Here is a 23,879-nt window from a genome sequence, read left to right as displayed (position 1 = left end):
GAAAAGGAGAGGAAAACTCGTAGGAAGTGATTCCTAAACGAGTACGAAAATCTAAAGGAATGACCCCCCACAAAGCCTTTTTCATCATATTCATTATTTTGTTTAAAAAACAAGTTGGAATTAACACAAGAAATATCAATCCGCTCATTGTATCAACTTCAGCACAAATAGAGGTGTATTAAACTCAAATCGAATAATAAAGGAGGGCATAAATACCCCTTGAACAGGGCGGCGCTAGTGACGTGTGGACTACCCTACGTGAACGGTCCGGCCCACATTGCCCATCTCAGGACCTATGTCCCTGCAGATATCTTCGTGAGGCTGCTCAGGAAGCTTGGTCAGGAAGTGGTATTCATCTGTGGCTCAGACACCCACGGCACCCCCATCACTGTAAAGGCTGAGGCGGAGGGGGTCACCCCCCTCGAAATCATCAAGGAGTACCACAAGCACTTTTTGGAGTTCTTTCCTCGGATGGGGATCCGCTTCACTAACTACGGAAGTACAGACCACCCCCTTAACCACAGCCGGACTATCCAGATAATGGACGACCTCAGGGAAAACGGACACGTTTACGCCAATGATCTCAAGCTCCCCTATTGTCCCAACTGCGACCGCTTTCTCCCAGACCGATATCAAAAGGGTACATGTCCCCATTGCGGCGCCTCCGCAAGGGGAGATGAATGCGACCAGGGCTGTGGCCGTTATCTTGAGCCAGGGGAACTCATAGACACCAGGTGCGGCATCTGCAGGACAAAACCTGAGAAAAGGGAGACCCGTCACTATTTCCTCAAGCTTACCACTTTTGAGGGCTTCCTAACTGAATACCTTCAAGGCCTAGACGGCACAGAGATCGCGCGGAACTATGCCAAAAAGTGGGTGGAGGGCGGCCTCAAAGATTGGAATATTACCCGGAACTTGGACTGGGGGATCAAGGTCCCCGGAGAGCCGGGACTCGTCTACTACGTCTGGGTGGACGCTCCTATTGGGTACATCGCCTCTACGGAGGAGTGGGCGGAACGCACTGGGGGTAACTGGAAATACTACTGGAAGGGGGAAGGATCCCTCATCCATTTTATCGGGCCAGGAATTATCTATCACCACTGCCTCTTCTGGCCCAGCATGCTCAAGGGAGCCGGCTACAATGTTCCCGACGCAGTCATTGCCTCCGGAACCATGAAAGTGGAGGGTCACGTCTTCAGTAAGAGCAGGGGTTATGTCATCTGGGTCGAGGAAGACTACCTAGAAAAGGGCCTAGATCCCGACGCTCTCCGCTACTACATTGCGAGCTATACTGGGCACAACCGGGACCTCGACTTCGCTTGGCATGCCTACGGCGAAAAAGTGAATAAGGAGCTGGTAGGGACCCTGGGCAACTTCTTGTACAGAACCATCCTCTTCGCCCACCGCAACTACCAGTCAGTCCCAGAGGGAAAAGTAGACCCTATGGTGATGGCGGAGGTCGAAAACACCATCGAAAAAATAAGGGATGGCTTGGACGAGTATGAGTTCAAAAAGATCGCCGATTCCATAATTGGGCTAGCCGCGTATGGCAACCGCTACCTCCAGTCCGGGGAGCCCTGGAAGCTCACTAAAACGGACCCTGAAAAGGCCGCGGAGACAATCCACAACTGTCTCTGGCTCATTAAGGCCTTAGCAGTCCTCATGGAGGCTATTTTCCCATTCAAGGCTAAGGAGGTCTGGAGGCAGCTGGGCACCCCAAAGAAAGACACACTCATGTCAGAGGCTCTGATGCCCCTTGATGCAGGCACACCCATTGCAAAGCCCACTCCCATCTTCGAGCAGGTCTCTAAGGAGACCATCGCCGAGCTCAGTGAGTTGGTCTCCAAGAGGATCGAAGAGGCCTCGGGCTGAGAAGATTATCCAAATGGAACTCAAGATTGACCTTCACCTCCACACTACACTGAGCCTAGACAGCACTGTTTGCCTCTTTGACGCCGTCAATAGATGCCATAGTCTTGGACTCGATGGGTTCGCCTTAACAAATCACGATGCCCTCAGCGAGATACCCAAATCGATATTAAACGAATCCGGGCTCGTTATCCTCTCGGGAGTAGAGATCAATTCCGAGGGGATCCACATCGGTGCATTCGGCATCAAAAGGCTGCCTGACTACAGGCTGAACCTCAGGGAGACCGTGGACGAGATCCATAACCAAGGGGGGATCGCTATTATCTGCCATGCCCACTCGGTTCTACGGACCTGGATAAACAGGGACAAGGTAGAAGAGGCCGGGTTCGACCTGGTGGAGGTCGCGAACGCGTACCAATTTCCCTTCAGAACCATAGAGATGCTAAACAGCAATCTCGCCAAGAAGCTAGGATGTTCCAATACTGGAGGGAGCGACTCACATATCCCCGAAACAGTAGGGAGAGCATACACCATTCTTGAGGCTGAGGAGAGGTCTCCAGAGGGCGTGCTGAGTGCCCTCCGAAAGGGAAAATGTAGGAGCGTTGGAAAGGGGATCTCCTTAGCTGAGAGATTCAAATGTTACAGGATGTGGGCTAAGTATTTAAGAAAAGGTTACAAGGATTACGATTTCAAAGCTCCTTGAATCGTTAATCAGTGGTGTTGATAGCATTTAGATAAGGAATAGAACTTTAACGGAAAAAACCTGAGGATACAAGCTCGGGATTTAAAAATGTTGAACCATGTATAATGACAATACTGGAGGGGGACGAGGTATCAGGATTAGAGGCACGATACAAAGAGGCCCTTGAGTGGATCTTTTCGATCAAGAGGTTCGGCTCCAAGCTGGGCCTAGAGTATATGGGGCACCTCCTAGAGCTAATGGATAATCCACAGGAGGATTTCCGGTCAGTTCACGTCACAGGAACCAACGGGAAGGGATCTACCACCGCAATGGTAGCCTCCATCCTCTCCAAGGCAGGCTTCAGGACCGGGATGTTCACCAGCCCCCATTTGTCTTCGTTTACCGAACGCATCCAGATCAATGGCTGCCAGATCCCCCTAGACGACGTACTGAAACTCGTGGACGAGATACGGCCCCTCTGCAAGGAGATGGAGATAGATCCTGGGCTGAGGCATCCGACATTTTTTGAGATAGTCACCGCTATGGCTTTCCAGTACTTTTCTGAGCGGAGGGTAGACTTTGCCGTCATCGAGGTGGGAATGGGGGGGAGACTCGATGCCACCAACGTCGTGAAGGCCCTGGTCTCCGTCATCACAAACGTCGGCCTCGAGCACACTAAGGTCCTGGGCGACACGGTGCTGGAGATCGCCGAGAAGAAGGCAGGGATAGTAAAGAAAGGGGGGGTCTTAGTCACTGCTACCCAGGACGACGAGGTCTACGTTCTATTGGAGGAAATCTGTTCAGTTGTGGGCTCCAGAATATTCAGGGTGGGCACCGATATCACATTTAAGCGTTTGAGCACTAACTATGAGGGGCAGAGGTTTAGGCTGGAGGGGATCCGGGACAAGTACAAAGGGCTCAGTTTGCCCCTCCTTGGAAAGTACCAACTACTAAACGCCGCGGTTGCTGTTGGTACGGTAGAGGCCCTCGGGTTCCACGGCGTCAACGTACCTGTGGAAGCTATTGAAAAGGGCCTCAAAAACGTGGAGTGGCCCGGGAGGATGGAGGTAGTTCAGAGGAGCCCCATGGTTCTTCTGGACGTAGCCAAGGATATCGAAGCAATGAAAGCCGTCAAAGAGGCCCTCCTGAGTGAGTACACCTCGGAGAAGCTGATTGCTGTTGTAAGCATCTCCTCAGATAAAAAGATCCCTCAGATGATTGCGGAGCTGTCCCAGGTTGTGGACCGATATGTGATCACGGTCCACAGGGTCTTAGGGCGGGCGGCTGACCCCCTTCTCATTGTTAGTGAGGCTCATAGACACGGTAAGCCGAGTGAGATCGTTCCAAATGTGAAGGAGGCCATCGCCCGGGCAATAACGTTGGCTGGAGGGAACGGCATGGTGATCATCGTGGGTTCAGTCTTCTTGGTAGGGGAAGCCAGGGAAATTTGGTTCGAATCAAAAAATCCATGAGCACACCTTAAGATTAAATTTATCACGGACCAAGCTGGGGAGAATACCCCAAAATCGAGCTAAAAAAGGAATAAAAAGAAATCCCGATGAAACGATTGGTTTAGACTCAGCGGTAGATCTTGTTCTCGATATCGTAGAGCCCAAAGTTAATGCCCAAGTGCATCTCCGGTGTGGCATAGGGCTCCAGTTGATGGAGCTTGACCACAGGTATCTCATAGCCGCTCACAAGGTGAGGACTCCTGATTCCGGTGAGCACCAGAGTGACTCTAAGCATATCGTTGAGGTCTGGATCGACCCTACTGCCCCAGATAACCATGGCCTTGTCCCCCATCATCTCAGTGACGTACTCCGCGGCCCTTACTGCCTCGCCTAGGGTCATGTCGGCCCCCCCGCTGATGTGGATGAGGGCCCCGTCTGCGCCACTATAATCCACGTCGAGGAGCATGTGCTCCAAGGCGTTTCGCGCGGCGTCCTCGGCCCGTTCCGGGGAATTACTTTGACCCATACCTACTATGGCGACGTCGCCTTTCGTCATGATGGTTCTGAAGTCGGCAAAGTCTAGGTTGATCAGGCTCGGCAATGCAATCGTCTCCACTATGCCTTTCACCATGTTCGCCAGGATGCTGTCGGCAAAGGTGAAGGCGGTGTTTATGGGCAACTGTGGAACTAGGTCCATGAGCTTGTTGTTGTCGATGATTACTGTCGTGTGCGTGGTCTTTCTCATCTTTTTTAGCCCTTCGAGAGCATACTCAAAGCGCCCCTTCTCATGCCGGAACGGCATGGTGACAACACCTACCACAATAGCCCCCTTCTGTCGAGCTATCTCTGCCACCACAGGAGCCGCCCCAGTCCCGGTACCCCCGCCCATCCCTGCAGCAATAAATACTATATCAGCTCCCGTGATGAGGCGATCCAACGTGTCGGCACTCTCCAGCATGGCGTCCTTGCCTATGTCTGGCATGTTCCCCGCCCCGAGACCTCGAGTCACTTTCTCCCCAATGAGAACCTTCTTGTCGGAGTGGATGGTGTCCAGATGTTGGACATCAGTGTTTATGGCGATGCACTCGGCACCACTTATTCCAGATTTCATCAGCCGGTTGAGGGTGTTGTTACCACATCCTCCGACTCCCACAATCGCGATCTTACACTCCCCTGGCCTACGAAGCCCCTTGATATCTACTTCGTGGCGTGTCCAACTAAGCGCCTTCTCCATGAGAACCATTTTTCAATCACTCCAGAAACACCCCAGGGTTGTCCCCACACCTAAAGATTGTCTCAAAAGGCTGAGTATTATCTGATTTGTTTCAGTTATTCTCGTCGAATATTAATAACGTCTGTGGAACGAGAGACAATTAGACATAACTGGTACAACCAAACCTCGATAAATTTGGCACATCATATTAACAGGATTCTGTATTTTATCCTGATTTTTCTACGATTAATGGCTAAATAAACCATATTTATGTTTTAAATCTAGGAAATTCCGCATTATAAATCAGAAGGAGTTTATACACTTAATACAAAATCCCGTAAACGATCCTTCGGGATTATCAAAACGAGGTATAAAAAAGCCCTTATAAATCTTTCAAACTCCAATTTTCCAAAAGATGAAGAAGGAAAAGCCCCTATTCATTACGACTCGTGTGATTTATCAAGGAGCCGAAACCAAGAACTGGTGGAGAGTTGGCATATAGCAAGGGTATACGTCGAAGCGTACGGGTGCAGCGCTAACCTAGCCGACTCCGAGATAGTCCAAGGCCTCCTCTGGAAGGCGGGGCACACTATCGTAGGGGAGCCAGGATCCGCCGATGCCTCTGTGGTTCTCAGTTGCACTGTGAAAACCCCCACACAAAAGAAGATCGAGAAGAGAATCAGGGAACTCCACCTGCTCGGGCCCCCATTAATTGTTGCCGGCTGCATGCCTAAAGCCCAGAGGGATTTAGTAGCCGATATCGCCCCGGGGGCCAGTATGATAGGGCCAGACAATATCAGAGAGGTGGTGAGGGTTGTCGGGGCAGCTATTATAGGCGAAAGCATGGAAGCCCTTGAGGGGGGAAGACCAGATAAAACCGGTCTTCCTCGGATCCGGGAGAACCCCGTGGTCCACATTGCACCCATAGCCTCAGGGTGCCTCGGGAGCTGTAGCTACTGCATCGTAAAGCAAGCCCGTGGGGGCCTCACCTCGTTCCCAGCTGAGGCGATTGTAGATAATGCACGGACTGCTCTTGTGGCAGGATGTAGGGAAATATGGGTCACCGCTGAGGACACCGCCGCGTACCACTGGAAGGGCGTGGGGCTACCTAAGCTTCTAGGGAGGCTCGCGGATCTCCCAGGGCGCTACTTCATCCGGGTTGGGATGATGACCCCCAGCCAGGCGAAACCAATATTAGACCCTCTCATTGAGGCATATCACTCTGATAAGGTGTTCAAGTTTCTCCATGTACCGGCTCAGTCTGGGAGTGATGAGGTTCTGGGGAGGATGGGCCGTCGCTACACCGTGAAGGAATATCGGGAGCTGGTACAGAGGTTTAAAGAGGGGCATCCATTGGCGAGCATCTCCACTGATATCATCTGCGGATTCCCTGGGGAGACCGAGAGCCAATTTGAGGAGTCCATAAAACTTGTGGAGCAGATGAGACCGGACGTCCTCAACATCTCTAGGTTCTGGCCCCGCCCTGGGACAGAGGCAGCCTCGATGGAGGGCCAGCTCCACGGTAGGATCACTAAGAAGAGGTCCCGGCTCCTCTCGGGGCTCTGGAGGGACATAAGTCTAGAGGCTAATCTTAGGTGGGTGGGATGGGAGGGTAAGGCCCTAGTAGACGAGCCAGGGAGATCCGGCGGGATGATGGCCAGGAACTTTGCGTACAAGCCGATTGTGATTAAGGACCCCGTCCGGGTCGGGGATTCCGTGAAGATCAGGATCACCGAGGCTTTAAGGGGCTATCTTATCGGAGAGACCACATAACGGGGACACTGAAACAAACCATTCACCCACCTGAACAAAATGATAGTAGCAGCATTCTCTGAATAAACCTGAACATTCTGAGCCAAGCTCATTCCAGTTAAGAATTATAATATAAGGAAGACTCCATTGGGCGAGATCTCAGTTGTGGCCTCAAATGGGATTGGGTCTAAGGAGAGCTTCATCTCAGGCTTCACAGTATTCCCTGTTTTTCACGATGAGCACCGGGACCGTACAGGCATCCGCCACTCTTTTACTGGTGCTCCCGAGCATCCAGCTTAGGATTCCACCGATGCCCCTATTACCTAGGATGATGAGGTCTGCCTCTTCTTCCTTCGCGACCTCGATGATGTTCCTTGAAGGTTCCCCCTTCTTCAAGACGGATCTTGCCTTCAATCCAATGTGGTTGCTCTTGATGTCCCGGATAGTCTCGGTTAGCAGATTGTTATGGAATTGCTCCATATCGTCAATGAAACGCTGAAAGTACGAGAGTTCGCCCTCCTCCGCAATGTAGACTGGAAGAGGGGGTACAACTGTCAGCACTAATAGTTCTGCTCCGTCTCTCTTAGCCAAGTCCACACCGAAATTGAAGGCGAGATTCGCCTGGGCGGAACCATCGATAGCCACGAGGATCTTTTTGAACATAATCTACGATGAGGGAGGGCGATATATAATAAATGATGATGGAAAAAGCTAGGATGGCCCCGTATTTTTATTATCTGCAGGTCTCGTCGGTACGAGCAGGGGCGTGATTCACTAGTTCGCCACCTAATTGTGACGCTTATTAATGATGACCCCTTTTTCATGGTTTCCGTGTGGTTTTTCTGCAGTGGAAGAAGAATAGCTATAGATCAAACATGGCGAAGGTGCTGTTCGTCTGTATTCATAACGCGGGGAAGAGCCAGATGGCGGAGGCCTTCCTAAATGAAGTCTCAGGTGGAAGACATCAGGGGATTAGCGCGGGTAGTATGCCCTCGGATAAGATAAATTTTGTAGCCGTCGAGTCCATGGCGGAGCTCGGTATCAATATACATAGTGCGAGGACTAAGAGGCTCAATACATAGATGATGCAGGGAGCAGATCTCGTGGTCAAAATGGGCTGCGGCGAGGATGTATGTCCCGTGATTCCCGTGGAGATGGAGAATTGGAGCCTTGATAACCCCCATGGGCAACCTTTGGAGGTCGTGAGGGGAATCAGGGACGAGATTCAAAGTAAGGTAAATACCCTTGTCTCTACCTTGGATATGCGCGCGCAGTGATTATGTATAGATTGTTACATGAGAGTTTTATTGATTCGCGCACGTCTAACAAGGTATATTAATTGAACTTGAGAAGTGGTGGGCCGGGTGAGACTTGAACTCACGACTTCTGCGGTGTGAACGCAGCGTCCTACCAGGCTGGACTACCGGCCCAACTGCATCCATAACTCGCCATGTCAGATTAAAATTCTTTTCTTGAAAATGTAGAAGGTCCGTATGAGCTACCGCCTCACTTATGGGTATGGGGCATGTGCATTAACATATCTCGCGAATGAGTAATAGATTTACTGTGACTCTCCGATTAATATTTGGCTAATTCTCCTGCATCTATGACTAAGTTCATGGCAGCCAGAGGAAATTCTAGCCCCACCTACCCAAATTGGATCAAATAGAGAGGATGGCGTCTCACGAAGAGCTTAGAGATTCGGAAGAAGTTCTATATCATCTGCCATTAAGTTATCATGACGTGAACATCTTGAGTGATAGAAAGAGCTCATTTCTGCTCGATGGTGGTAAGGTTAAGAATCTCTCTACAGGCTACAAGTTCACCGAGGGCCCAGTCTGGGATGCCTCTGAGGGTTGCCTCCTCTTCAGCGACATCCCGGCGAACCGAATATATAGGTGGACTCCGGGAGGGTCAGCTAAGATTTTCCGGGAGCCCAGTGGGAACTCCAATGGGCTGACCCTTGACATGAGCAGAAGTCTCATAACTTGTGAACACGGCACTCGCCGGATAGGAAAGGTGGAGAGAGATGGCAACTACACAGTCCTCGCCGAAACGTATGGGGGTAGGCGCCTTAACAGCCCCAATGACGCAGTAGTTAAGTCGGACGGAAGCATCTACTTCACGGACCCACCATATGGCATAAAGCCCGAGGAGCAGGAGCTTTTGTCCCAGGGCGTCTACCGTCTCGAGGCGGGCAAAAAGGAGCCAACCCTGCTCGTCGACGACTTTGAGCGACCGAATGGTCTGACCTTCTCCCCGGATGAGAGAACACTATACATTGCCGATTCTTCCGACAGGAGGCACGTTAGGGCCTTCAACGTTGAGAACGACGGGACCTTGACAGACGGCCGTGTCTTCGCCGAAATCAGGTCGGAGCTACCCGGGAACCCCGATGGAATGAAAGTCGACGTCGAGGGCAACCTTTACGTGGCCACTGCTGGTATCTGGGTGTTTTCTGAAGAGGGTAAACATCTAGGCATAATCAAGATACCAGAGATACCGGCGAACTTGGCGTGGGGAGGCAAAGACTGGAAAACGCTCTATATAACTGCCAGAACTTCTCTCTATTGCGTTAAAACGAAGGTTGAGGGTATGTACTCGGCTTGAACATCAGCTCAACCATACCCATATCCCTCTGCGTCAAATTAAGATCCGCTTCCCGGCACTAATAGAGGATCGAATGGATAGTATCTCACCTAAGGTCCAGAGTGAGTTAAGTTCCTCACAATGGCCTCGCCGAACTCTGAGGTGCTAAGCAGGGTACCTCCTTCCATCTGGCGATGCAAATCGTAGGTTACTGTCCTGTCTGCAAAGGTAGCTTGTAGTGCGGCTTCAATCATTGAGGCGGCCTCCCCCCAGCCTAAATACTCCAGCATCAATACCGCGGAGAGGATCATTGAGCTAGGGTTAACCCGGTTAAGCCCCGCGTGTCTAGGAGCCGAACCGTGGGTGGCCTCAAAGAGAGAGATTCCAGTCTCGTAGTTGATGTTTGCACCCGGGGCAATCCCAAGACCCCCGACTTCGGCGGCGCAGGAATCGCTCAAGTAGTCCCCGTTGAGGTTCAGAGTGGCGATAACGTCGTACTCCTCGGGCCGGAGCATGAGCTGCTGGAACATCTGGTCTGCAATGCGGTCCTTCACCAGGAGCTTCCCTAAGAGCCTATCACCTCCGTGAGTTTCATCGAGATGATCCAAGACCATCCTCAAAGACTTGACATCGGAGTCGTAGTAGCCACCCTCCTTCAGCTTGGTTACCAGTTCTGGGTCATTTAGGCCCGGATACAGGTTCCGGTAGCGGAGGACTCCGTATTCGTCCTCAGTTACTATGGAGTCCCGAAACTCTTGGATCGCTACCTCATAGCCCCAATTCCTGAAGGCGCCTTCGGTGAACTTCATGACGTTTCCTTTATGGACTAAAGTAACGCTCCTCCTCTTGTTTGCCAGGGCGTATCTGATCGCGGCCCTCACAAGCCTTTTGGATCTTGTGGCGCTAACGGGCTTAACGCCGATGGCGCTGTCGCCTCGGATCTCCACCCCCATAACCGACGTAAGGAACTGTCGTACCTTCTTAGCCTCGGGGGAGCCCTCCTTCCACTCGATGCCCGCATAAACGTCTTCGATGTTCTCCCTGAAGATGATCACATCAAGTCTCTCTGGATGCCTCAGAGGGGCAGGCACCCCGGGGTACCACCTCACGGGGCGAACGCAGGCGTAGAGATTCAGAAGCTGCCTTAAAGAGACGTTCAGGCTTCTGAAACCCTCCCCGACGGGGGTTGTCAGAGGTCCCTTAATCGCGACCTTGTACCTCGAGATCGCTTTCTGAGTGTCCTTTGGGAGGAAGAGATCATTCAACTCCGAGGCTGATGCCACTGCTGCCTCATTTGGTGTAAGGCCGGCAGACTCTACTGCATCCTCCCCAGCAAGCACCCTCATCCAGCTTATCTCCCGCTTACCCCCGTACGCCTGCTCCACGGCAGCATCTACAACCCTGAGCATCACCGGAGTGATATCGGCCCCGATCCCGTCGCCCCGTATATAGGGGATAATGGGATTCTTGGGCACCACAAGGCGGCTCCCATCGACAACAATAGCATCCCCGTTGGGTGGCGAGGTGAGAACTTTGTCCATCATGGGTATCTATGCCCGGCTCTTGATATAGGGGAGCTTTCCCCCCATACTAAGAACCTCCAAGTTTCTCTCCCCTAGGCCGTGAGCCACCCGTATTCTGGAGCCCGTCGTCAAGTTCTCTAGCGAGAGGTCTCCCCGAAGGTTGCCCAACTCCAGCCTCAGGGAATCTCCTCGACGAACCTTGTCATAATCATCTTCGTCGACGAATGTTAGCGGGACGATTCCGAAGTTCACGAGATTAGTAAGATGGATCCGGGCGAAGGATTTCGCTAGGATGGCCTTGACCCCGAGATATTTTGGGGACATGGCGGCGTGCTCCCTCGATGAGCCCTGACCATAATTGGTACCTCCGACCACAAATCCGCCTCCCTTTGCCAAGGACCTTGCGTAGAAGCCGGGGTCTACCGCCTTGAATGTATATTTGCTGATTTCGGGGATATTGCTCCTCAGGGGGAGGACGTGGGCCCCTCCGGGCAGAATGTCGTCTGTGGTGATATCATCCCCCAGTTTTAGCAGGACCTCCCCCTCGAGCGTCTCCTCAAGGGGAGGAAACTCAGGGAGGGGACGTATGTTCGGGCCCCTGATCACCTCAACATCAGTTTTGCCCTCAGAGGGCTTCACGATAAGATTGTCGTTGACAGTGAATCTCCTAGGCATTTTGATCGTAGGATAGTGGCCGAGGCTCCTAGGGTCAGTGATTACCCCGTGGATCGCAGACGCTACAGCGGTCTCAGGGCTTACAAGGTAAACTCCAGCGGACTCTGTTCCGCACCTCCCCTTGAAGTTCCGGTTGAAGGTCCTCAATGATACCGAGTCCGTCGCTGGAGCTTGTCCCATGCCTATGCAGGGACCGCAGGCGCACTCCAAGATCCTGGCGCCGGCTTTGATGAGATACCCCAGCTCTCCGCTCTCAGTGAGGTGATCTAAGACCTGCCTGGTCCCAGGGGAGACGGTGAGGCTTATCCCCCTGCTGATCTTCCTACCCTTCAGAAGCTGGGCCACGATCTTGAGATCCCTTAAGGAGGAGTTGGTGCAGCTCCCGATACAGACCTGGTCGACAGGCGTGCCCACCACATCAGCCACCCTAGCCACGTTGCCGGGACTATGGGGTAAGGCGACCAGGGGTTCAAGCCCAGAGAGATTAATGTGCATCTCCTCTCCGTAGGATGCATCCGCGTCGGCCGTTATCTCCTGATAGTCATTCCCTCGCCCCTGGGTCTCCATGAATATCTTTGTGACTTCATCTGATGGAAAGATCGATGTTGTCGCCCCAGTCTCGGTTCCCATGTTTGTTATAGTCCCTCGCTCAGGGACGCTAAGAGTCTCGACCCCTGGTCCCCTGTACTCTAGGATCTTCTCCACCGCCCCTTTCACGCCAGTCCTCCTGAGGACCTCAAGGATAACATCCTTCGCCGAGACGAACTCGGGCAACGATCCCGTGAGCTCTATACTCACGATTATGGGCATTTTGAGGTAGAAAGGCTCCCCCGCCATTGCAGCGGCGACGTCTAGGCCACCGGCACCCATAGCGAGAACGCCCGCGCCCCCGGCGGTGGGAGTATGGCTATCACTACCTAAGAGGGTGCGACCTGGCTTGGAAAACCTCTCGAGATAGACCTGATGACAGATTCCGTTTCCCGGCCTAGAGAATGTGAGGCCGTGCCTGCCAGCCACTGTTCTCAAGTAGGCGTGGTCGTCAGCGTTTCTGTGATCCCCCTGCAGGGTATTATGATCCACGAAGCTAAGGCACAGCTCGGCCTTCACCAGATCCACACCAATGGCCTCTAGCTGTAGATCTGCCAGCGTTCCAGTGGAATCCTGTATGAGGGTATGATCTATACGGAGAGCTATCTCCTCCCCGGGCTCCATTTGGCCCTCGAGCAGGTGCTGGGATATAAGCTTCTCCGAGATGCTTAATTTCATACTGAGGGCTTATTCGGCTTCCACGATTTCAATCTTTTCGACAGCAAGACTTGAGACTATAGAGGTCGGGGCCTTCTCCCTGTGGTGGGGGAGAAACTTATTAATCAGCTCTAGAATCTCCCGGTCAGAGAAAGCTGTGACCCTTCCTTCGTTGTACTGGTTTCCTACGGTCTCTAGGATTAGGAGGATGGCCGGATGTTTCTTGCCATACCAGTTCTTCTTCTCTATGTTCAGCAGCTCATTGACCTTCCAAGCTATTCCGCTCGCCCCAGAATATCGGCCCACCACGCTTTTGGGCGGGAGCCCCAAGATCTCCCCCATATTGTAGCTGGTGTAGATCTCGGGATTTTTGATCATGCCGTCAGAATGGACCCCGGCCCTTGTCACGTTAAAGTTCCCTCCGACCAGGGGTTGGAACTCCGGGATGAGGTACCCTATATCACGGTAGTATTCGGCGATTTCCTTCAGGACCATCGTGTCTACAGTTGTATCGCGCTTCAGCTGGAGGAGCTGGAATAGTAGACCCTCAACGGGGGTGTTTCCCGCCCTCTCTCCAATACCTAGGAGGGTCCCGTTATTACCGCAGCATCCGTAGAGCCAAGCGGAAGTGGAGATTCCTACCGCCTGATGGAAGTCATTGTGGCCGTGAAACTCCAGCCACTCGCTCGGGAGATCCCCCTCTGAAGTGACAGCGTGTATCATCTTAGGGATGCTCCTCGGGAGCTTGGCGTTGGGATAAGGCAGCCCAAGACCGAGGGTGTCACACAGCCGGACCTTTGTAGGTAGGCCATATTCCTCTGAGAGCAACATGAGTCGCTGGACGAAGGGTATCACTACGCCCTGAAAATCAGCCCGAGTCGCGTCCTCCACGTGGCACCGGGGGATAATCTCTTTCTTTAAGCAGGCCTCTGCTATGGAGAGGTGGTTATTGACGGTCTTCTCCCGGTCCCACCCGAACTTGTAGAAGATATGGTAATCGGACAAAGAAGAGAGAATGCCTACCTCCTCCACGTTGATCTCCTTCACAAGCTCGAGGTCCCCCTTAGTAGCACGGATCCAGGCCGTAACTTTTGGGAATTCATAACCCCTGTCGAGACATCTTTTTACTGCCTCCCTGTCCCTTTTGGTGTAAAGGAAGAACTCCGTGAACTTGATTACGCCCTCCTCGCCCCCGAGTCTATGCATCAGATCAAAGAGGTTAATCATCTGCTCCACGGTATAGGGCTCCCTAGCCTGCTGACCGTCACGGAAGGTGGTGTCTGTAACCCAGATCTCTTCAGGTAGGTTCATTGGGACAAGCTTCTCCTCAAACTCCATCCGAGGTAGCCCATCGTAGGGAAAAACCTCCTTATACAAATTTGGACTGATCACCTTTTCGAGATCAAACATCAGAACATAGCACCATGAAAACCAGTTTTTCGACAGAGATACAGGAGGATACTAAAATATTCACTATATAAAAAACTGATCGGATGTTTACTGGGCATTTGACCATAAAGATAATGTATAATTAGACAGATAGCAAATATGAGGCGGATTACATATGATTGATGAGATGGATGAGAAGATTCTGAAGGAGTACTTGGTTGACTCCCGGAGGTCATTCAGGGAGATCGCACGAATATTGAAAATATCCCCTGGAACTGTCGTGTCGCGAATCAGGGACCTTGAGGAGAAGGGGATTATCACTAAGTACACAGCCCAGATAGATTACGAGAAGCTTGGATACGAATTGACGGTAATATCAGAGATAACTGTCTCCATGGGAATGACCGAGGAGGTAGGAAGAGAGGTCACCAGAATTAAAGGCACCTGCGCCATCTACAACGTTACCGGCGACTCTGATATGATGGTAATAGCCAAGTTCAAGGGTAGGGAGGACCTTAGCAGCTTCACCAAGAGGGTCCTAAAGATCGAGAACGTCGAACGGACGAAGACACACCTAGCTCTGATCACCCTAAAGGAGGACTTTAACATCCTCTAAAAAAGGGAAAAATCCCAGATGCCCCGTTTATGGATCCCCGCTGTCTGCTTCTCTATTGTTCCGTTACTTTTATATTCCCTTCTTGAGGGGTAGATGCTGCCACTGAAGGAATGTAACATGGGGTATCGCTTTATTAACTGACTTCCCAAAACACGTGAAGTTTCTAGATACAACCCTCCGAGACGGGGAGCAGACCCCCGGGATCTCCTTGACACCTGAGAAGAAGCTCAGTGTAGCCAGGGCCATCGACACCCTGGGGGTCGAGGTCATAGAGGCGGGGTTTGCATGCATTTCCCAAGGGGAGTTCAATGCAGTGAAACTTGTAGCAAACGAGGGGCTCGATGCAGAAGTCTGCAGCGCTACTCGGGGGGTCATCACGGACATTGACGCCGCCATCCAAGCTGGAGTCGACAGCGTCAACATTATCATACCAAGCTCTGATCTCCACATCGAGACCAAGCTCCGCAAAACCAGGGAGGAGGTCCTAGATATTACCGCTGCGGCTGTAACCCACTCTAAGGATCATGGCCTTGTCGCAGAGATCTCAGCAGAGGACGGTTCCCGGGCCGACAGGGAGTACCTGAAAATACTCGCTGGGAGGGCCTTCGAGGCGGGTCTTGATAGGATGACCATCTGCGATACTGTGGGGACTCTGACACCCGGTCAGTCCTTCGACCTATATTCTGAGATGCGGGGAGCCTTCCCCGGAGAGGTTCTGGGGGTTCACTGTCACAACGATTTCGGTCTCGGCGTCGCGAATAGTATTTTCGCCCTTGGAGCGGGGATCGATATAGTCCATGTCACGGTCAATGGGATAGGTGAAAGAGCGGGGAACACCGCTCTTGAGGAGATAGTGGTCGCCCTCAAGATTCTCTACAATAGGGATACTAGTGTCCGCATGGAAAAGCTCACCAGCGTATCCCGGATGGTGAGCCACCTAACCGGAATGCCGGTGCAGGCTAATAAGGCCATTGTTGGGGCCAACGCCTTCGCCCACGAGTCGGGGATTCATACTCACGCCATCTCCAAGGACCCCACCACCTATGAAGCTATCAACCCCGAGCTTGTGGGGGCTGCGAGACGCATAGTCTCCGGAAAGCACGCAGGCTCTACGGGACTCTTGAAGTCTCTGGTCGAAATGGGGCTTCAGCCATCCAAGGCAGAGTTCGGAGTGATCATGGCCAGGGTGAAGAACCTCGGGGATAGCGGGAAGGGGGTAACGGACGCAGACCTCCTTGACTTCGCGGAGGAAGCTATGGGCCTCAGGGTGGAGCCCAGAATCATCCTGAATGAGTACACGGTGACCACGGGGAATAGGATCACCCCCACTGCCTCGGTGAAAATGAGACTCGACGGGGTCACCGTTATAGAGGAGTCGACGGGAAATGGGCCAGTAGACGCGACTCTCAACGCCGTGAGTAAGGCCCTCCCCCAAGACCAGCAAATCCAACTTGACACCTACCACGTCGAGGCTATTACGGGAGGGACCAACGCAGTGGTGAATGTTGAGGTCCGGCTTCGGAGGGGGAACAGGATCGTCAACTCGACAGGTGTCCACGAGGACATCGTACAGGCAAGCATCGAGGCCTATCTGAGGGGGATGAATGTCCTCCTCGTTAACGACAAGAACAGCGACACCACCTAGGCCCCCAAACTTTTATCCGCCAACGCCTGAGTCAGCCCCAGGAAATCCATTTGACCCCAGAGCTTCGTATAGGCATCCTCGTTCCCTCCAGTAACACTATCATGGAGCCTGATTTCTACACAATGGCCCCTAGAGGGGTCACCGTTCACACAGCCAGGATGAGGCTCACCAAAGTCACACCTGAAGCCCTGATTCGGATGGCCGAGGACACCGAGATGGCCGCCGGGCTTCTCGCCGATGCAGGGGTGGAGATCATCGTCTACGGCTGTACCACGGGCTCCTTGGTGAAAGGTGTCGAATGGGAAAAGGGTCTCATGGCGAGAATCAAGAAAGAGACGGGGATACCTGCAGTCTCTACAAGTATTGCTGTGATAGAGGCACTGAGAAGCCTAGGGGCGAGACGCTTAGGGGTGGCAACTCCCTACTCGGAGGAGCTCAACGGCCTAGAGAAGAGCTTCCTAGAGACTTTTGGATTCAAGGTGATGGAGATACGGGGCCTCGGCATTCTGGACAATCTAGGTATTGGACAGGTGCCTAAAGCGACCTTAGAGAGCATCATATGGGAGGTCGCAGATGATGCCGACGCGGTCTTCATCAGCTGCACGAATCTCCCCGTTGTTGGTCTCATCGAGGAATTCGAAAAAGGATTAGGCAAACACGTGGTCACCAGCAATCAGGCGTCAATGTGGGCAGCCCTTCGGGGCAGGGTGACCCCTGGACTCGACGGCTACGGGGAGCTAATGAGAAAACTTTGAAGATGTCAGCCAGATCGGCCCTTGACTCGCTTTGGCCTTAAATTCTTGCCACGACACTTTCTACATTTTACCGCCTTGGGAGGATTTGTAGCTCCGCAACTCCTGCAGACGGTTTTGTCTACTAAGTGACTGCGTGCCAGCGCTAGTTTAAACGGATCCCTTAATGACATCAATAGGCCTCTGTGTTGCCCCAGCTAAGGAGCTTCGATGTAATAGGTTCACCTATATTTTACTTTTTCTAAAGTGCCTTGGGCCGCTTAAAGGTCGTGAGAAATATTTTCGTCTGGACAATAAGTGGGTTATATTTAGGTTATCGACAAATAGGGAGATCTCGGCTTGGGGGGGGTCATGCGCATTAGGGCGAGTTTCATCTTAAAGGCAGAGAGAAAATTAGGTGAAATAGTCAATTGTTATAGGGCGCAAATTCAGCTATGGGCATCACTATGGAGATAGAGTATATCCCAATTATCTGGAGGACACCTCGATTGCCGCTTTTGGTAGTAGGTCTAGAGGCCTTGGGGAACTAGAAGGCCATCTCTAGCTTCATCTACATGACGAATAGGATGTATAGTTCCAAATTCTCCATCAAAAAACTAGGCCTCACGCGTTTGCAAAAGATTTTTTTATATTAAGAAAACAAAAAGAATCTTTGCGCGGGACTTTGTTCACATTGGAGAGTTGGGTCATGTTTTTCCTCGTGAAAATGCTTGAATGCTGGATTGGTGAGATACCTGACAATAAACTTCAAATTTTGCCTATGACCTTGAATTGTTTATACTGATGATCCTCCCCGTCTTTACCCTCCAAGCGTTCATCCTCAGCGTCGTCACGGGAGCCGTTGGGGCCCTTTTGGGATCGGGGGGCGGAGTTTTCACGGTTTCCTTCCTTGTTTTCCTCCTAGGGGTTCCCATTCAGGTCGCCTCCGGCGCCAGCATTCTCGCGGTCCTCGCCAAGTCAATCGCCTCCTCCGCCAAGTACGTAAAGGAGGATATGACCAACATTAGGCTGGGGTTCTTCCTCGAACTAGCCACGACCCTTGGAGCGTTGACGGGGGCCATCACTGTACCTTTTGTAAACTCCAAGATTATCAGCATAGTCTTCGGCCTGACCCTCTTCTACACTGCAGGGACCATGTTCAAGCAGATCAAGAAGGGAGGGAGAAGCTGGTTAAATGCCCCAAATGACGGGCTTGCTGAGCGCCTAAGCCTCGCGGGGAGTTACTACGATAATGCTAGAGAAGAGTCGATAGAATATGGCGTAAGCAGGACCCCAGAGACCTTCGGAATCAGCTACATCGCTGGGATTATGTCTGGGCTATTAGGCATAGGCGGGGGAGCGATCAAAGTCCCTACAATGAATGTTATTGGAAATATCCCTATGAAAGCGGCGGTCGCGACTAGTAATTTCATGATTGGGGTCACTGCCGCTACGAGCGCCCTCGTCTACATCAGAAATCAGTACTGCGATGTCTTTATCGCTGCACCTGTGGTCTTGGGTTCGATTATTGGTGCGAGCATCGGAGCTCGATTTTCTACCCAGATCAAAGGGATCGCTCTCAAGAAGACATTTATCGTGTTGCTGAACATAATTGCTATCAGAATGATTCTCTTTGGGATGGGAATCTAGAATGGGCGAAGAGATGATGATGCGAGTTAGGCGTAGCGCTGCAACAATCTTCTCCTTCGGGGTTCGGATTAGCGCGATACTCATCGTCATAGGTATGGCCATGACGTTCGTGACCGGGGACACCTCAAACCCTTATGGAACACAGGAGTGGGACAATATGTTAAACGGAAACCTAGTAATTATGCCATCCCAAGTCCTGTTATTAGGATTCACAGTCCTTATAGCAACCTCAATTTTAAACATCGCATCGGCTGTCTACATATTTTTCAGGGGCAATGATGATTCGCTGGCGATAATAACAACAGTAGTTCTACTGGTCCTACTAGTCGGCCTCACTATTAATATGGGGTAACAACCGCAAGTTGGATAATATAGGTGTTTCATGCGAATTAATTCACTCGCGCGTGGATTATCAGGTTTAGTTATGAGCACTTTCAAGGCGCACTCATTTAGTTGATGAAATATAGTGCCCTCGTCGGAACCAAGATAAGGTAGTAATCCCTCCGCTCCACAGTGGATGCCGGGGGGGATTGGTTATGAGGTCTGAGACGCTGGCGCTTGCCATAGAGGCCCTGAGCTGGATGGAACTAAAGAGGATGAACGGGCGCCAGGCCCTTCGGAGCACAGCCGAACAGCTCCGGATCAGGGATGGAACCACGCTGCGCCACGCATTCCGGCTCATCATGGAAACTACCCGGAGGAGGAACGCCCTCGACCACATCATCTTGAGGGCCATTGGTGAAGACGGCATTAACGAGATCTTCCTTGGAAAAAAGAACTTCCTTAGGATCTACGCCTCCGAGGCGATATACGGGGACCCGACCTATGAGGAGCTGGTGGAGATGGAAGACCTCGCCCGAGAGATTCTAGGGGAAAGGGGTTTCGCCCCTGTCGAGGAGGCCTTGATCCTAATTCCCCGCCTTGAGATCCTGTGGGAGGAGATATCCCAGGACGAGGTCACGGCCCTGAGGACGTTCCATCCTACATGGTATGTAAGATACTGCCGGAAACTCCTGGGCGATGAAGAGTCGACCCGGCTTCTGGAAGCCCCTGTTCCCCCCAGCTACGTGAGGTTCAACGAAACTAAGGGAGACGATAAGATGCTTCTAGGAAAGCTAAGGGGGGAGGGCGTAGAGTTGGAAAATGTCGGTCTAAAACACATTTATAAGGTTGTGGCCCAAGCCCGGCCCCTCGTCTTCCTGAATTCTCATGAGATGGGACTCTTCACCATACAGGATAAGGCGAGCGCCCTGGCAGGATTCGTCGCCGCCCCGGCGCCCGGGATGACAGTTCTAGAAGTCTGCGCCGCCCCCGGGATTAAAACGGGGCATATTGCCGAGAGGTTAGCGGGAGAAGGCCGGATTTATTCTATGGATTTCTCTGAGAAACGCCTTGAGGCGTGGAAGAGGGAGATGCTGAGACTCGGAGTGGAAAATGCAATCCCAGTGCTGGGGGACGCTATAAAACAGGGGGCTTATCCGGATATAGAAGCGGATCTGGTACTGGTGGATCCTCCGTGCACAGGGACAGGAACGTTCGGCAGGGCTCCAAGCGGGAAGTGGCGCATCACAAGAGGGAGCATCGGGAGGATGGCTGGGATCCAGAGAAGGATCTTAAGCAGGTGTGCAAATCGTGTTGCCGAGGGTGGGTCCATCGTGTATAGTACATGCAGCATCACTGTTGAGGAAAATGAGATGGTGGTGGAGCACTTTCTAAGGGAGCACCCAGAGTTCGGGTTGGTTGATGCCCTTCCCAGGCTGGGGCTCCCGGGACTACGTGGTCAGGAAGGAGCTCAGCGTCTTTACCCGCATCTAAATGAGTGCAACGGTTTCTATTTAGCTAGACTGAACCGCGAGTAACAAGAGTCCTCAAAAATAGCGAGGATCTCGCGTGATAGACTCTTATTTACTGCATCGGAAAAGTAGGGCAGGTCAAAAAAAGATAGATCAGCCTTAGAGTTACATTAGGATCTATTCGGACCGGGACGGTGAAACCTACCTCCCCGTACAACAGCTCATGTTGGAACGGGGAGATTAAGCCCCCCAGAGCCACACAAATCGGTTTCCGAGAACCTGCCCTTGGACAATATTTCCTTCATCAAGAGACTCCCCCCCGAGTAGTATGGCCACTGAATCCCCGCTCTGTGGCGTTAGTTGTTGATCTGCCTGACAGGTTAGCTTGAGGTGGAGGTTTCCTACAGGGAGATCAGGAGGTTTCTCCTGGGATCGATCGTCTACATCTAGGATACACCAGAGTAGGGTACACCTCAAGAGTCCTCGACATAAAGCAAGTCTATATGGCATTGATTCCGTTGAGGGTCTAAGAAGGATGAAACCTAGATCACCGTTTAAAATCGCTCTTTCTCTACCCGGCGATTTTTCACACTAATGTCAGAGACTCGGACCCTACGCTCCCCATACAGCTTGGCATCCTTCGCCCCTGCATAGTAGGCCGCGACAATCCGGCCCAAGGAGTCGCACTTCATGATGCCGTTCCCAGTGGCGGCTCCCACGTAGATCAATCCAGGCATCCCCTCCACCACAGGAATCTTGTCGAAGCCATTTACAGCCCTTTGCCCCGCCCACATGTTCACGGGACGCACGCCCTCAAAACTGGGCAGGTACTTTACCAGGGCATGGTAGGCGTTCCCGGAGTAGGTCTCCTCCTCGGCCTGGGGGTCATCTTCGAGACGGTACTCCCTCCCAAGGTCCTCAGTGACCCCGACCCAGATGCTCCCCTCGGAGAGATCTCCCTTTAGATAGACCCCGGCATCTGGTATCTGGGTCACGGGGAGAACTTTATCACTGTTGAAGCCCCGGGTATAGAGTAACCGTTTCAGCCTTGGATCCTTAAGGACATACATGCACCGCTTCTTTGGCCGCATCATAGAATCGAAGCCTATAGGATCCAGCAGCCGTTCCGACCAGACACCCGCAGCCACTACCGTAGTCATCGCCCGTATCTCACCGAGGCTGGTCTCCGCCCCCTTCACCAAGGCCTTCTGCCAAACGAAAGGCTCACCGGGGATATCCAGCGCCTTCCTTGCGCCCAGTAAAAGCCGGTCAGCCGTCGTACCGTAGTGCACCTCCCCTCCAAGCCCCAGGAAGAGGGCCTCTAAGCATCGTGATAGGGAATCGGTGTCCACCGACCCGCAGTTAATTCCTTGAACTCCTGCTTCGATGGATTCTATACCCATCATCTCTGCTTCCTCGTCTCCGCTAAAATCTATCACAAGACCAGGGATATGACCTTTCAACTCCTTGGGACTGAAGGTTTTCAATTTAAGCCCCACCTTCTCCATCTCCTCGAAAAGGGGCTTGCGTCTGGCATACTGAGTCACCCCGAGAAGATAAAGGTAAGTTGTGTTATGCATCTTCAAGTTGTGCTCTGTCTCCGCCTGAATGTGACGGAACCAGTCAATAGTTGCCTCAGCAAGGATCCTGTTAGTCCCCGACAATAGGAGATCCCGGAATCCCCCAGCGCTCTTGGCTGTGCTTCCCTGCCCAGGGGCACCGAGCCTCTCAATCAGGACTACCCTCTTCTTTGGATTCAGTCTCTTCAGGTGGTAAGCCGAGCTGAGCCCCATGATCCCGGCACCAATCACCAGAATATCACAATCCATGGCAGGAAAGGGGAGTGAATTGAAGAAAAGAGTTGGGGGGAAAAAGTGCCCGGCACACGTGGAGCGAACTCTTATCACACCCTTAACCTAATTTGAACCCTAACATGACGCTTACCTTCAGCCTCTCACTCAACAGTGGCCACGGACCAACCGAGAAGGCCGTTAGGTATGCTGTCCTCGCTGAAAAGGCGGGGTTGGACTGCGTCTGGTACTGCCAAGACCTCTTCCAGAGAGACGTCTGGGTCTTTCTTACGGCCACCGCCGCGAACACTAACAAGATCCACTTGGGCACCGGGATAGTGACACCATATACAGTGAACCCCGCAGAGCTGGTAATGCACGCCGCCACCCTTGACGAATATAGCCACGGTAGGGTCCGTCTAGGCATCAGTGTTGGGGCCGTTGAGTTCCTGGAGTGGGTTGGGATCAAGGCCCGTAGGCCCATCTCCGGGATGCGGGAGAGCTTCACTCTGATTCGGAGGCTCCTCAAGGGAGAGCGGGTGGAGCATGATGGCAAGGTCTTCAAGAGGTGGACAAAGGAGGCCTATATTCGGTTCAAGCCCTTCAGAGACTCGATACCACTCTACTTGGGGGCCCAGAGCAGGAGAATGCTGGAGCTTATTGGGGAGATCGGCGATGGAGGCCTACCTCTCCTCTTCCCTCCCGAATATTTTGAAACTGTCAAAGGTCACATCATCAGGGGAGCCAGGAGGGCAGGGAGGTGCCTGGACGATATCGACGTGGTTGGCTGCATTTGGTTCTCCGCATCCCAGGACCCCGAGAAAGCTAAGAAAGCTCTAAGGGGCTTGGTATCATTTTATGGCCCCCACCTCGCCCCCGATATGATCGCCGAGATAGGATTAACTCCATTAGACTTTGATCCCATCAGGGAGGCCTACGCCGCGAAGGACCCGGAGAAAGCAAGATCCCTTGTAACCGACAAGATGGCTGATATTGCAATCCATGGGACCCCTGAGGACTGCATCCGGCGTCTGGAGAAACTGGTCAATAAGGGGCTCAATCACATAAGATTTGGACCTCCTTTGGGTCCCGACCCCGCGGAGACTATCAGGCTCATTGGGGAAGAGATTATCCCTTACTTCCGAGAAAACTATCCCAGTTCATAAAAGTTATAGATCCAGATGTTAGGAAATCATTCAAAGTGATCTAGAGAATGGTATACATCAAGTAGGGTCTGGAGGGCATCATAGGCCTAATCCTCACGCG

Annotated in this window: 20 protein-coding genes, 1 tRNA gene and 1 pseudogene; 13 read left to right on the top strand and 9 right to left on the bottom strand. The window is 52.3% G+C overall.

Going from position 1 to position 23,879, the window contains the following annotated elements:
• Positions 1–219 precede the first annotated feature (219 nt).
• The 3 genes from metG (at position 220) to QGG23_03140 (ending at position 4,023) form a co-directional block, all read left to right on the top strand.
• Complete coding sequence (gene metG, locus QGG23_03150) at positions 220–1,872, top strand: methionine--tRNA ligase (protein ID MDP6048428.1); 1,653 nt, start codon at positions 220–222, stop codon at positions 1,870–1,872.
• Positions 1,873–1,885: 13 nt separating this feature from the next.
• Positions 1,886–2,572, top strand: a complete 687-nt coding sequence (locus tag QGG23_03145; protein ID MDP6048427.1) for a PHP-associated domain-containing protein — start codon at positions 1,886–1,888, stop codon at positions 2,570–2,572.
• A gap of 104 nt (positions 2,573–2,676) precedes the next feature.
• Positions 2,677–4,023, top strand: coding sequence for a folylpolyglutamate synthase/dihydrofolate synthase family protein (locus QGG23_03140; GenBank protein MDP6048426.1), 1,347 nt, complete (start codon positions 2,677–2,679; stop codon positions 4,021–4,023).
• 106 nt (positions 4,024–4,129) lie between these two features.
• Here QGG23_03140 and ftsZ read toward each other — a convergent pair whose 3' ends face one another.
• On the bottom strand, positions 4,130–5,245 hold the full coding sequence (gene ftsZ, locus QGG23_03135; GenBank protein MDP6048425.1) for a cell division protein FtsZ: 1,116 nt from the start codon (positions 5,243–5,245) through the stop codon (positions 4,130–4,132).
• A gap of 453 nt (positions 5,246–5,698) precedes the next feature.
• Between ftsZ and QGG23_03130 the strand changes: the two genes are divergently transcribed.
• On the top strand, positions 5,699–6,988 hold the full coding sequence (locus tag QGG23_03130) for a tRNA (N(6)-L-threonylcarbamoyladenosine(37)-C(2))-methylthiotransferase (GenBank protein ID MDP6048424.1): 1,290 nt from the start codon (positions 5,699–5,701) through the stop codon (positions 6,986–6,988).
• 183 nt (positions 6,989–7,171) lie between these two features.
• Here the strand turns inward: QGG23_03130 and QGG23_03125 are convergent, their stop codons facing one another.
• Positions 7,172–7,630, bottom strand: a complete 459-nt coding sequence (locus QGG23_03125) for a universal stress protein (protein ID MDP6048423.1) — start codon at positions 7,628–7,630, stop codon at positions 7,172–7,174.
• Between the two features lie 212 nt (positions 7,631–7,842).
• On the opposite strand from QGG23_03125, the pseudogene QGG23_03120 reads away from it, so the two are divergent.
• Positions 7,843–8,244, top strand: a pseudogene (locus QGG23_03120) (arsenate reductase ArsC).
• 76 nt (positions 8,245–8,320) lie between these two features.
• Here the strand turns inward: QGG23_03120 and QGG23_03115 are convergent.
• A tRNA-Val gene (locus tag QGG23_03115) sits at positions 8,321–8,397 on the bottom strand.
• A gap of 322 nt (positions 8,398–8,719) precedes the next feature.
• Between QGG23_03115 and QGG23_03110 the strand changes: the two genes are divergently transcribed.
• Positions 8,720–9,577, top strand: coding sequence for an SMP-30/gluconolactonase/LRE family protein (locus tag QGG23_03110; protein MDP6048422.1), 858 nt, complete (start codon positions 8,720–8,722; stop codon positions 9,575–9,577).
• A gap of 89 nt (positions 9,578–9,666) precedes the next feature.
• Here the strand turns inward: QGG23_03110 and icd are convergent, their stop codons facing one another.
• Genes icd through QGG23_03095 form a run of 3 tightly spaced genes read right to left on the bottom strand, consistent with a single transcriptional unit; the run spans position 9,667 to position 14,409 of the window.
• Positions 9,667–11,097 (bottom strand): isocitrate dehydrogenase (NADP(+)), encoded by a 1,431-nt coding sequence (gene icd / locus QGG23_03105; GenBank protein ID MDP6048421.1) that lies wholly within the window; start codon positions 11,095–11,097, stop codon positions 9,667–9,669.
• Positions 11,098–11,106: 9 nt separating this feature from the next.
• Complete coding sequence (locus tag QGG23_03100) at positions 11,107–13,020, bottom strand: aconitate hydratase (protein MDP6048420.1); 1,914 nt, start codon at positions 13,018–13,020, stop codon at positions 11,107–11,109.
• Positions 13,021–13,029: 9 nt separating this feature from the next.
• Positions 13,030–14,409 carry a 2-isopropylmalate synthase gene (locus QGG23_03095; protein ID MDP6048419.1) on the bottom strand — a complete coding sequence of 460 codons (1,380 nt, stop codon included), beginning with the start codon at positions 14,407–14,409 and terminating at the stop codon, positions 13,030–13,032.
• 154 nt (positions 14,410–14,563) lie between these two features.
• Here QGG23_03095 and QGG23_03090 point away from each other — a divergent pair, with 154 nt between their 5' ends.
• The 3 genes from QGG23_03090 to QGG23_03080 all read left to right on the top strand — a co-directional run bounded on the left by QGG23_03090 (position 14,564) and on the right by QGG23_03080 (position 17,404).
• Entirely contained in the window at positions 14,564–15,004 is a 441-nt protein-coding gene (locus tag QGG23_03090) for an Lrp/AsnC family transcriptional regulator (GenBank protein MDP6048418.1), read from the top strand.
• A gap of 154 nt (positions 15,005–15,158) precedes the next feature.
• Entirely contained in the window at positions 15,159–16,649 is a 1,491-nt protein-coding gene (locus QGG23_03085) for a 2-isopropylmalate synthase (protein ID MDP6048417.1), read from the top strand.
• A 50-nt stretch (positions 16,650–16,699) separates the two neighbouring features.
• On the top strand, positions 16,700–17,404 hold the full coding sequence (locus tag QGG23_03080; GenBank protein MDP6048416.1) for an aspartate/glutamate racemase family protein: 705 nt from the start codon (positions 16,700–16,702) through the stop codon (positions 17,402–17,404).
• A gap of 5 nt (positions 17,405–17,409) precedes the next feature.
• On the opposite strand, the gene QGG23_03075 is transcribed toward QGG23_03080, so the two are convergent.
• Positions 17,410–17,574 carry a 50S ribosomal protein L40e gene (locus QGG23_03075; GenBank protein ID MDP6048415.1) on the bottom strand — a complete coding sequence of 55 codons (165 nt, stop codon included), beginning with the start codon at positions 17,572–17,574 and terminating at the stop codon, positions 17,410–17,412.
• A gap of 610 nt (positions 17,575–18,184) precedes the next feature.
• Here QGG23_03075 and QGG23_03070 point away from each other — a divergent pair.
• The 3 genes from QGG23_03070 (at position 18,185) to QGG23_03060 (ending at position 20,889) form a co-directional block, all read left to right on the top strand.
• A complete protein-coding gene (locus tag QGG23_03070; GenBank protein MDP6048414.1) occupies positions 18,185–19,030 on the top strand; it encodes a sulfite exporter TauE/SafE family protein in 846 nt (281 codons plus the stop codon).
• A 1-nt stretch (position 19,031) separates the two neighbouring features.
• The gene (locus QGG23_03065) at positions 19,032–19,382 is read left to right on the top strand and encodes a DUF1634 domain-containing protein (GenBank protein MDP6048413.1); all 351 of its coding nucleotides are present in this window, start codon (positions 19,032–19,034) and stop codon (positions 19,380–19,382) included.
• Positions 19,383–19,566: 184 nt separating this feature from the next.
• A complete protein-coding gene (locus QGG23_03060) occupies positions 19,567–20,889 on the top strand; it encodes an RsmB/NOP family class I SAM-dependent RNA methyltransferase (GenBank protein ID MDP6048412.1) in 1,323 nt (440 codons plus the stop codon).
• A gap of 174 nt (positions 20,890–21,063) precedes the next feature.
• Here QGG23_03060 and QGG23_03055 read toward each other — a convergent pair whose 3' ends face one another.
• Together QGG23_03055 and QGG23_03050 are read right to left on the bottom strand one after the other, a co-directional pair.
• Positions 21,064–21,333 carry a hypothetical protein gene (locus tag QGG23_03055; GenBank protein MDP6048411.1) on the bottom strand — a complete coding sequence of 90 codons (270 nt, stop codon included), beginning with the start codon at positions 21,331–21,333 and terminating at the stop codon, positions 21,064–21,066.
• Positions 21,334–21,377: 44 nt separating this feature from the next.
• Positions 21,378–22,652 (bottom strand): FAD-binding oxidoreductase, encoded by a 1,275-nt coding sequence (locus tag QGG23_03050; GenBank protein ID MDP6048410.1) that lies wholly within the window; start codon positions 22,650–22,652, stop codon positions 21,378–21,380.
• 104 nt (positions 22,653–22,756) lie between these two features.
• On the opposite strand from QGG23_03050, the gene QGG23_03045 reads away from it, so the two are divergent.
• On the top strand, positions 22,757–23,779 hold the full coding sequence (locus tag QGG23_03045; protein MDP6048409.1) for an LLM class flavin-dependent oxidoreductase: 1,023 nt from the start codon (positions 22,757–22,759) through the stop codon (positions 23,777–23,779).
• The last annotated feature ends 100 nt before the right edge of the window (positions 23,780–23,879 follow it).

Source organism: Candidatus Bathyarchaeota archaeon (assembly GCA_030739585.1).
Taxonomy (GTDB): domain Archaea; phylum Thermoproteota; class Bathyarchaeia; order TCS64; family TCS64.
This window is presented reverse-complemented; position numbering and strand designations above follow the sequence as displayed.

Coding starts and splice junctions, on each gene's coding strand:
- QGG23_03050 (MDP6048410.1), bottom strand. CDS start 22,652: ATGGATTGTGATATTCTGGTGATTGGTGCCGGGATCATGGGGCTCAGC.
- QGG23_03125 (MDP6048423.1), bottom strand. CDS start 7,630: ATGTTCAAAAAGATCCTCGTGGCTATCGATGGTTCCGCCCAGGCGAAT.
- QGG23_03100 (MDP6048420.1), bottom strand. CDS start 13,020: ATGAAATTAAGCATCTCGGAGAAGCTTATATCCCAGCACCTGCTCGAG.
- icd (MDP6048421.1), bottom strand. CDS start 11,097: ATGGACAAAGTTCTCACCTCGCCACCCAACGGGGATGCTATTGTTGTC.
- QGG23_03145 (MDP6048427.1), top strand. CDS start 1,886: ATGGAACTCAAGATTGACCTTCACCTCCACACTACACTGAGCCTAGAC.
- QGG23_03070 (MDP6048414.1), top strand. CDS start 18,185: ATGATCCTCCCCGTCTTTACCCTCCAAGCGTTCATCCTCAGCGTCGTC.
- QGG23_03045 (MDP6048409.1), top strand. CDS start 22,757: ATGACGCTTACCTTCAGCCTCTCACTCAACAGTGGCCACGGACCAACC.
- ftsZ (MDP6048425.1), bottom strand. CDS start 5,245: ATGGTTCTCATGGAGAAGGCGCTTAGTTGGACACGCCACGAAGTAGAT.
- QGG23_03060 (MDP6048412.1), top strand. CDS start 19,567: ATGAGGTCTGAGACGCTGGCGCTTGCCATAGAGGCCCTGAGCTGGATG.
- QGG23_03090 (MDP6048418.1), top strand. CDS start 14,564: ATGATTGATGAGATGGATGAGAAGATTCTGAAGGAGTACTTGGTTGAC.
- QGG23_03095 (MDP6048419.1), bottom strand. CDS start 14,409: ATGTTTGATCTCGAAAAGGTGATCAGTCCAAATTTGTATAAGGAGGTT.
- QGG23_03065 (MDP6048413.1), top strand. CDS start 19,032: ATGGGCGAAGAGATGATGATGCGAGTTAGGCGTAGCGCTGCAACAATC.
- QGG23_03075 (MDP6048415.1), bottom strand. CDS start 17,574: ATGTCATTAAGGGATCCGTTTAAACTAGCGCTGGCACGCAGTCACTTA.
- QGG23_03055 (MDP6048411.1), bottom strand. CDS start 21,333: ATGCCATATAGACTTGCTTTATGTCGAGGACTCTTGAGGTGTACCCTA.
- QGG23_03140 (MDP6048426.1), top strand. CDS start 2,677: ATGACAATACTGGAGGGGGACGAGGTATCAGGATTAGAGGCACGATAC.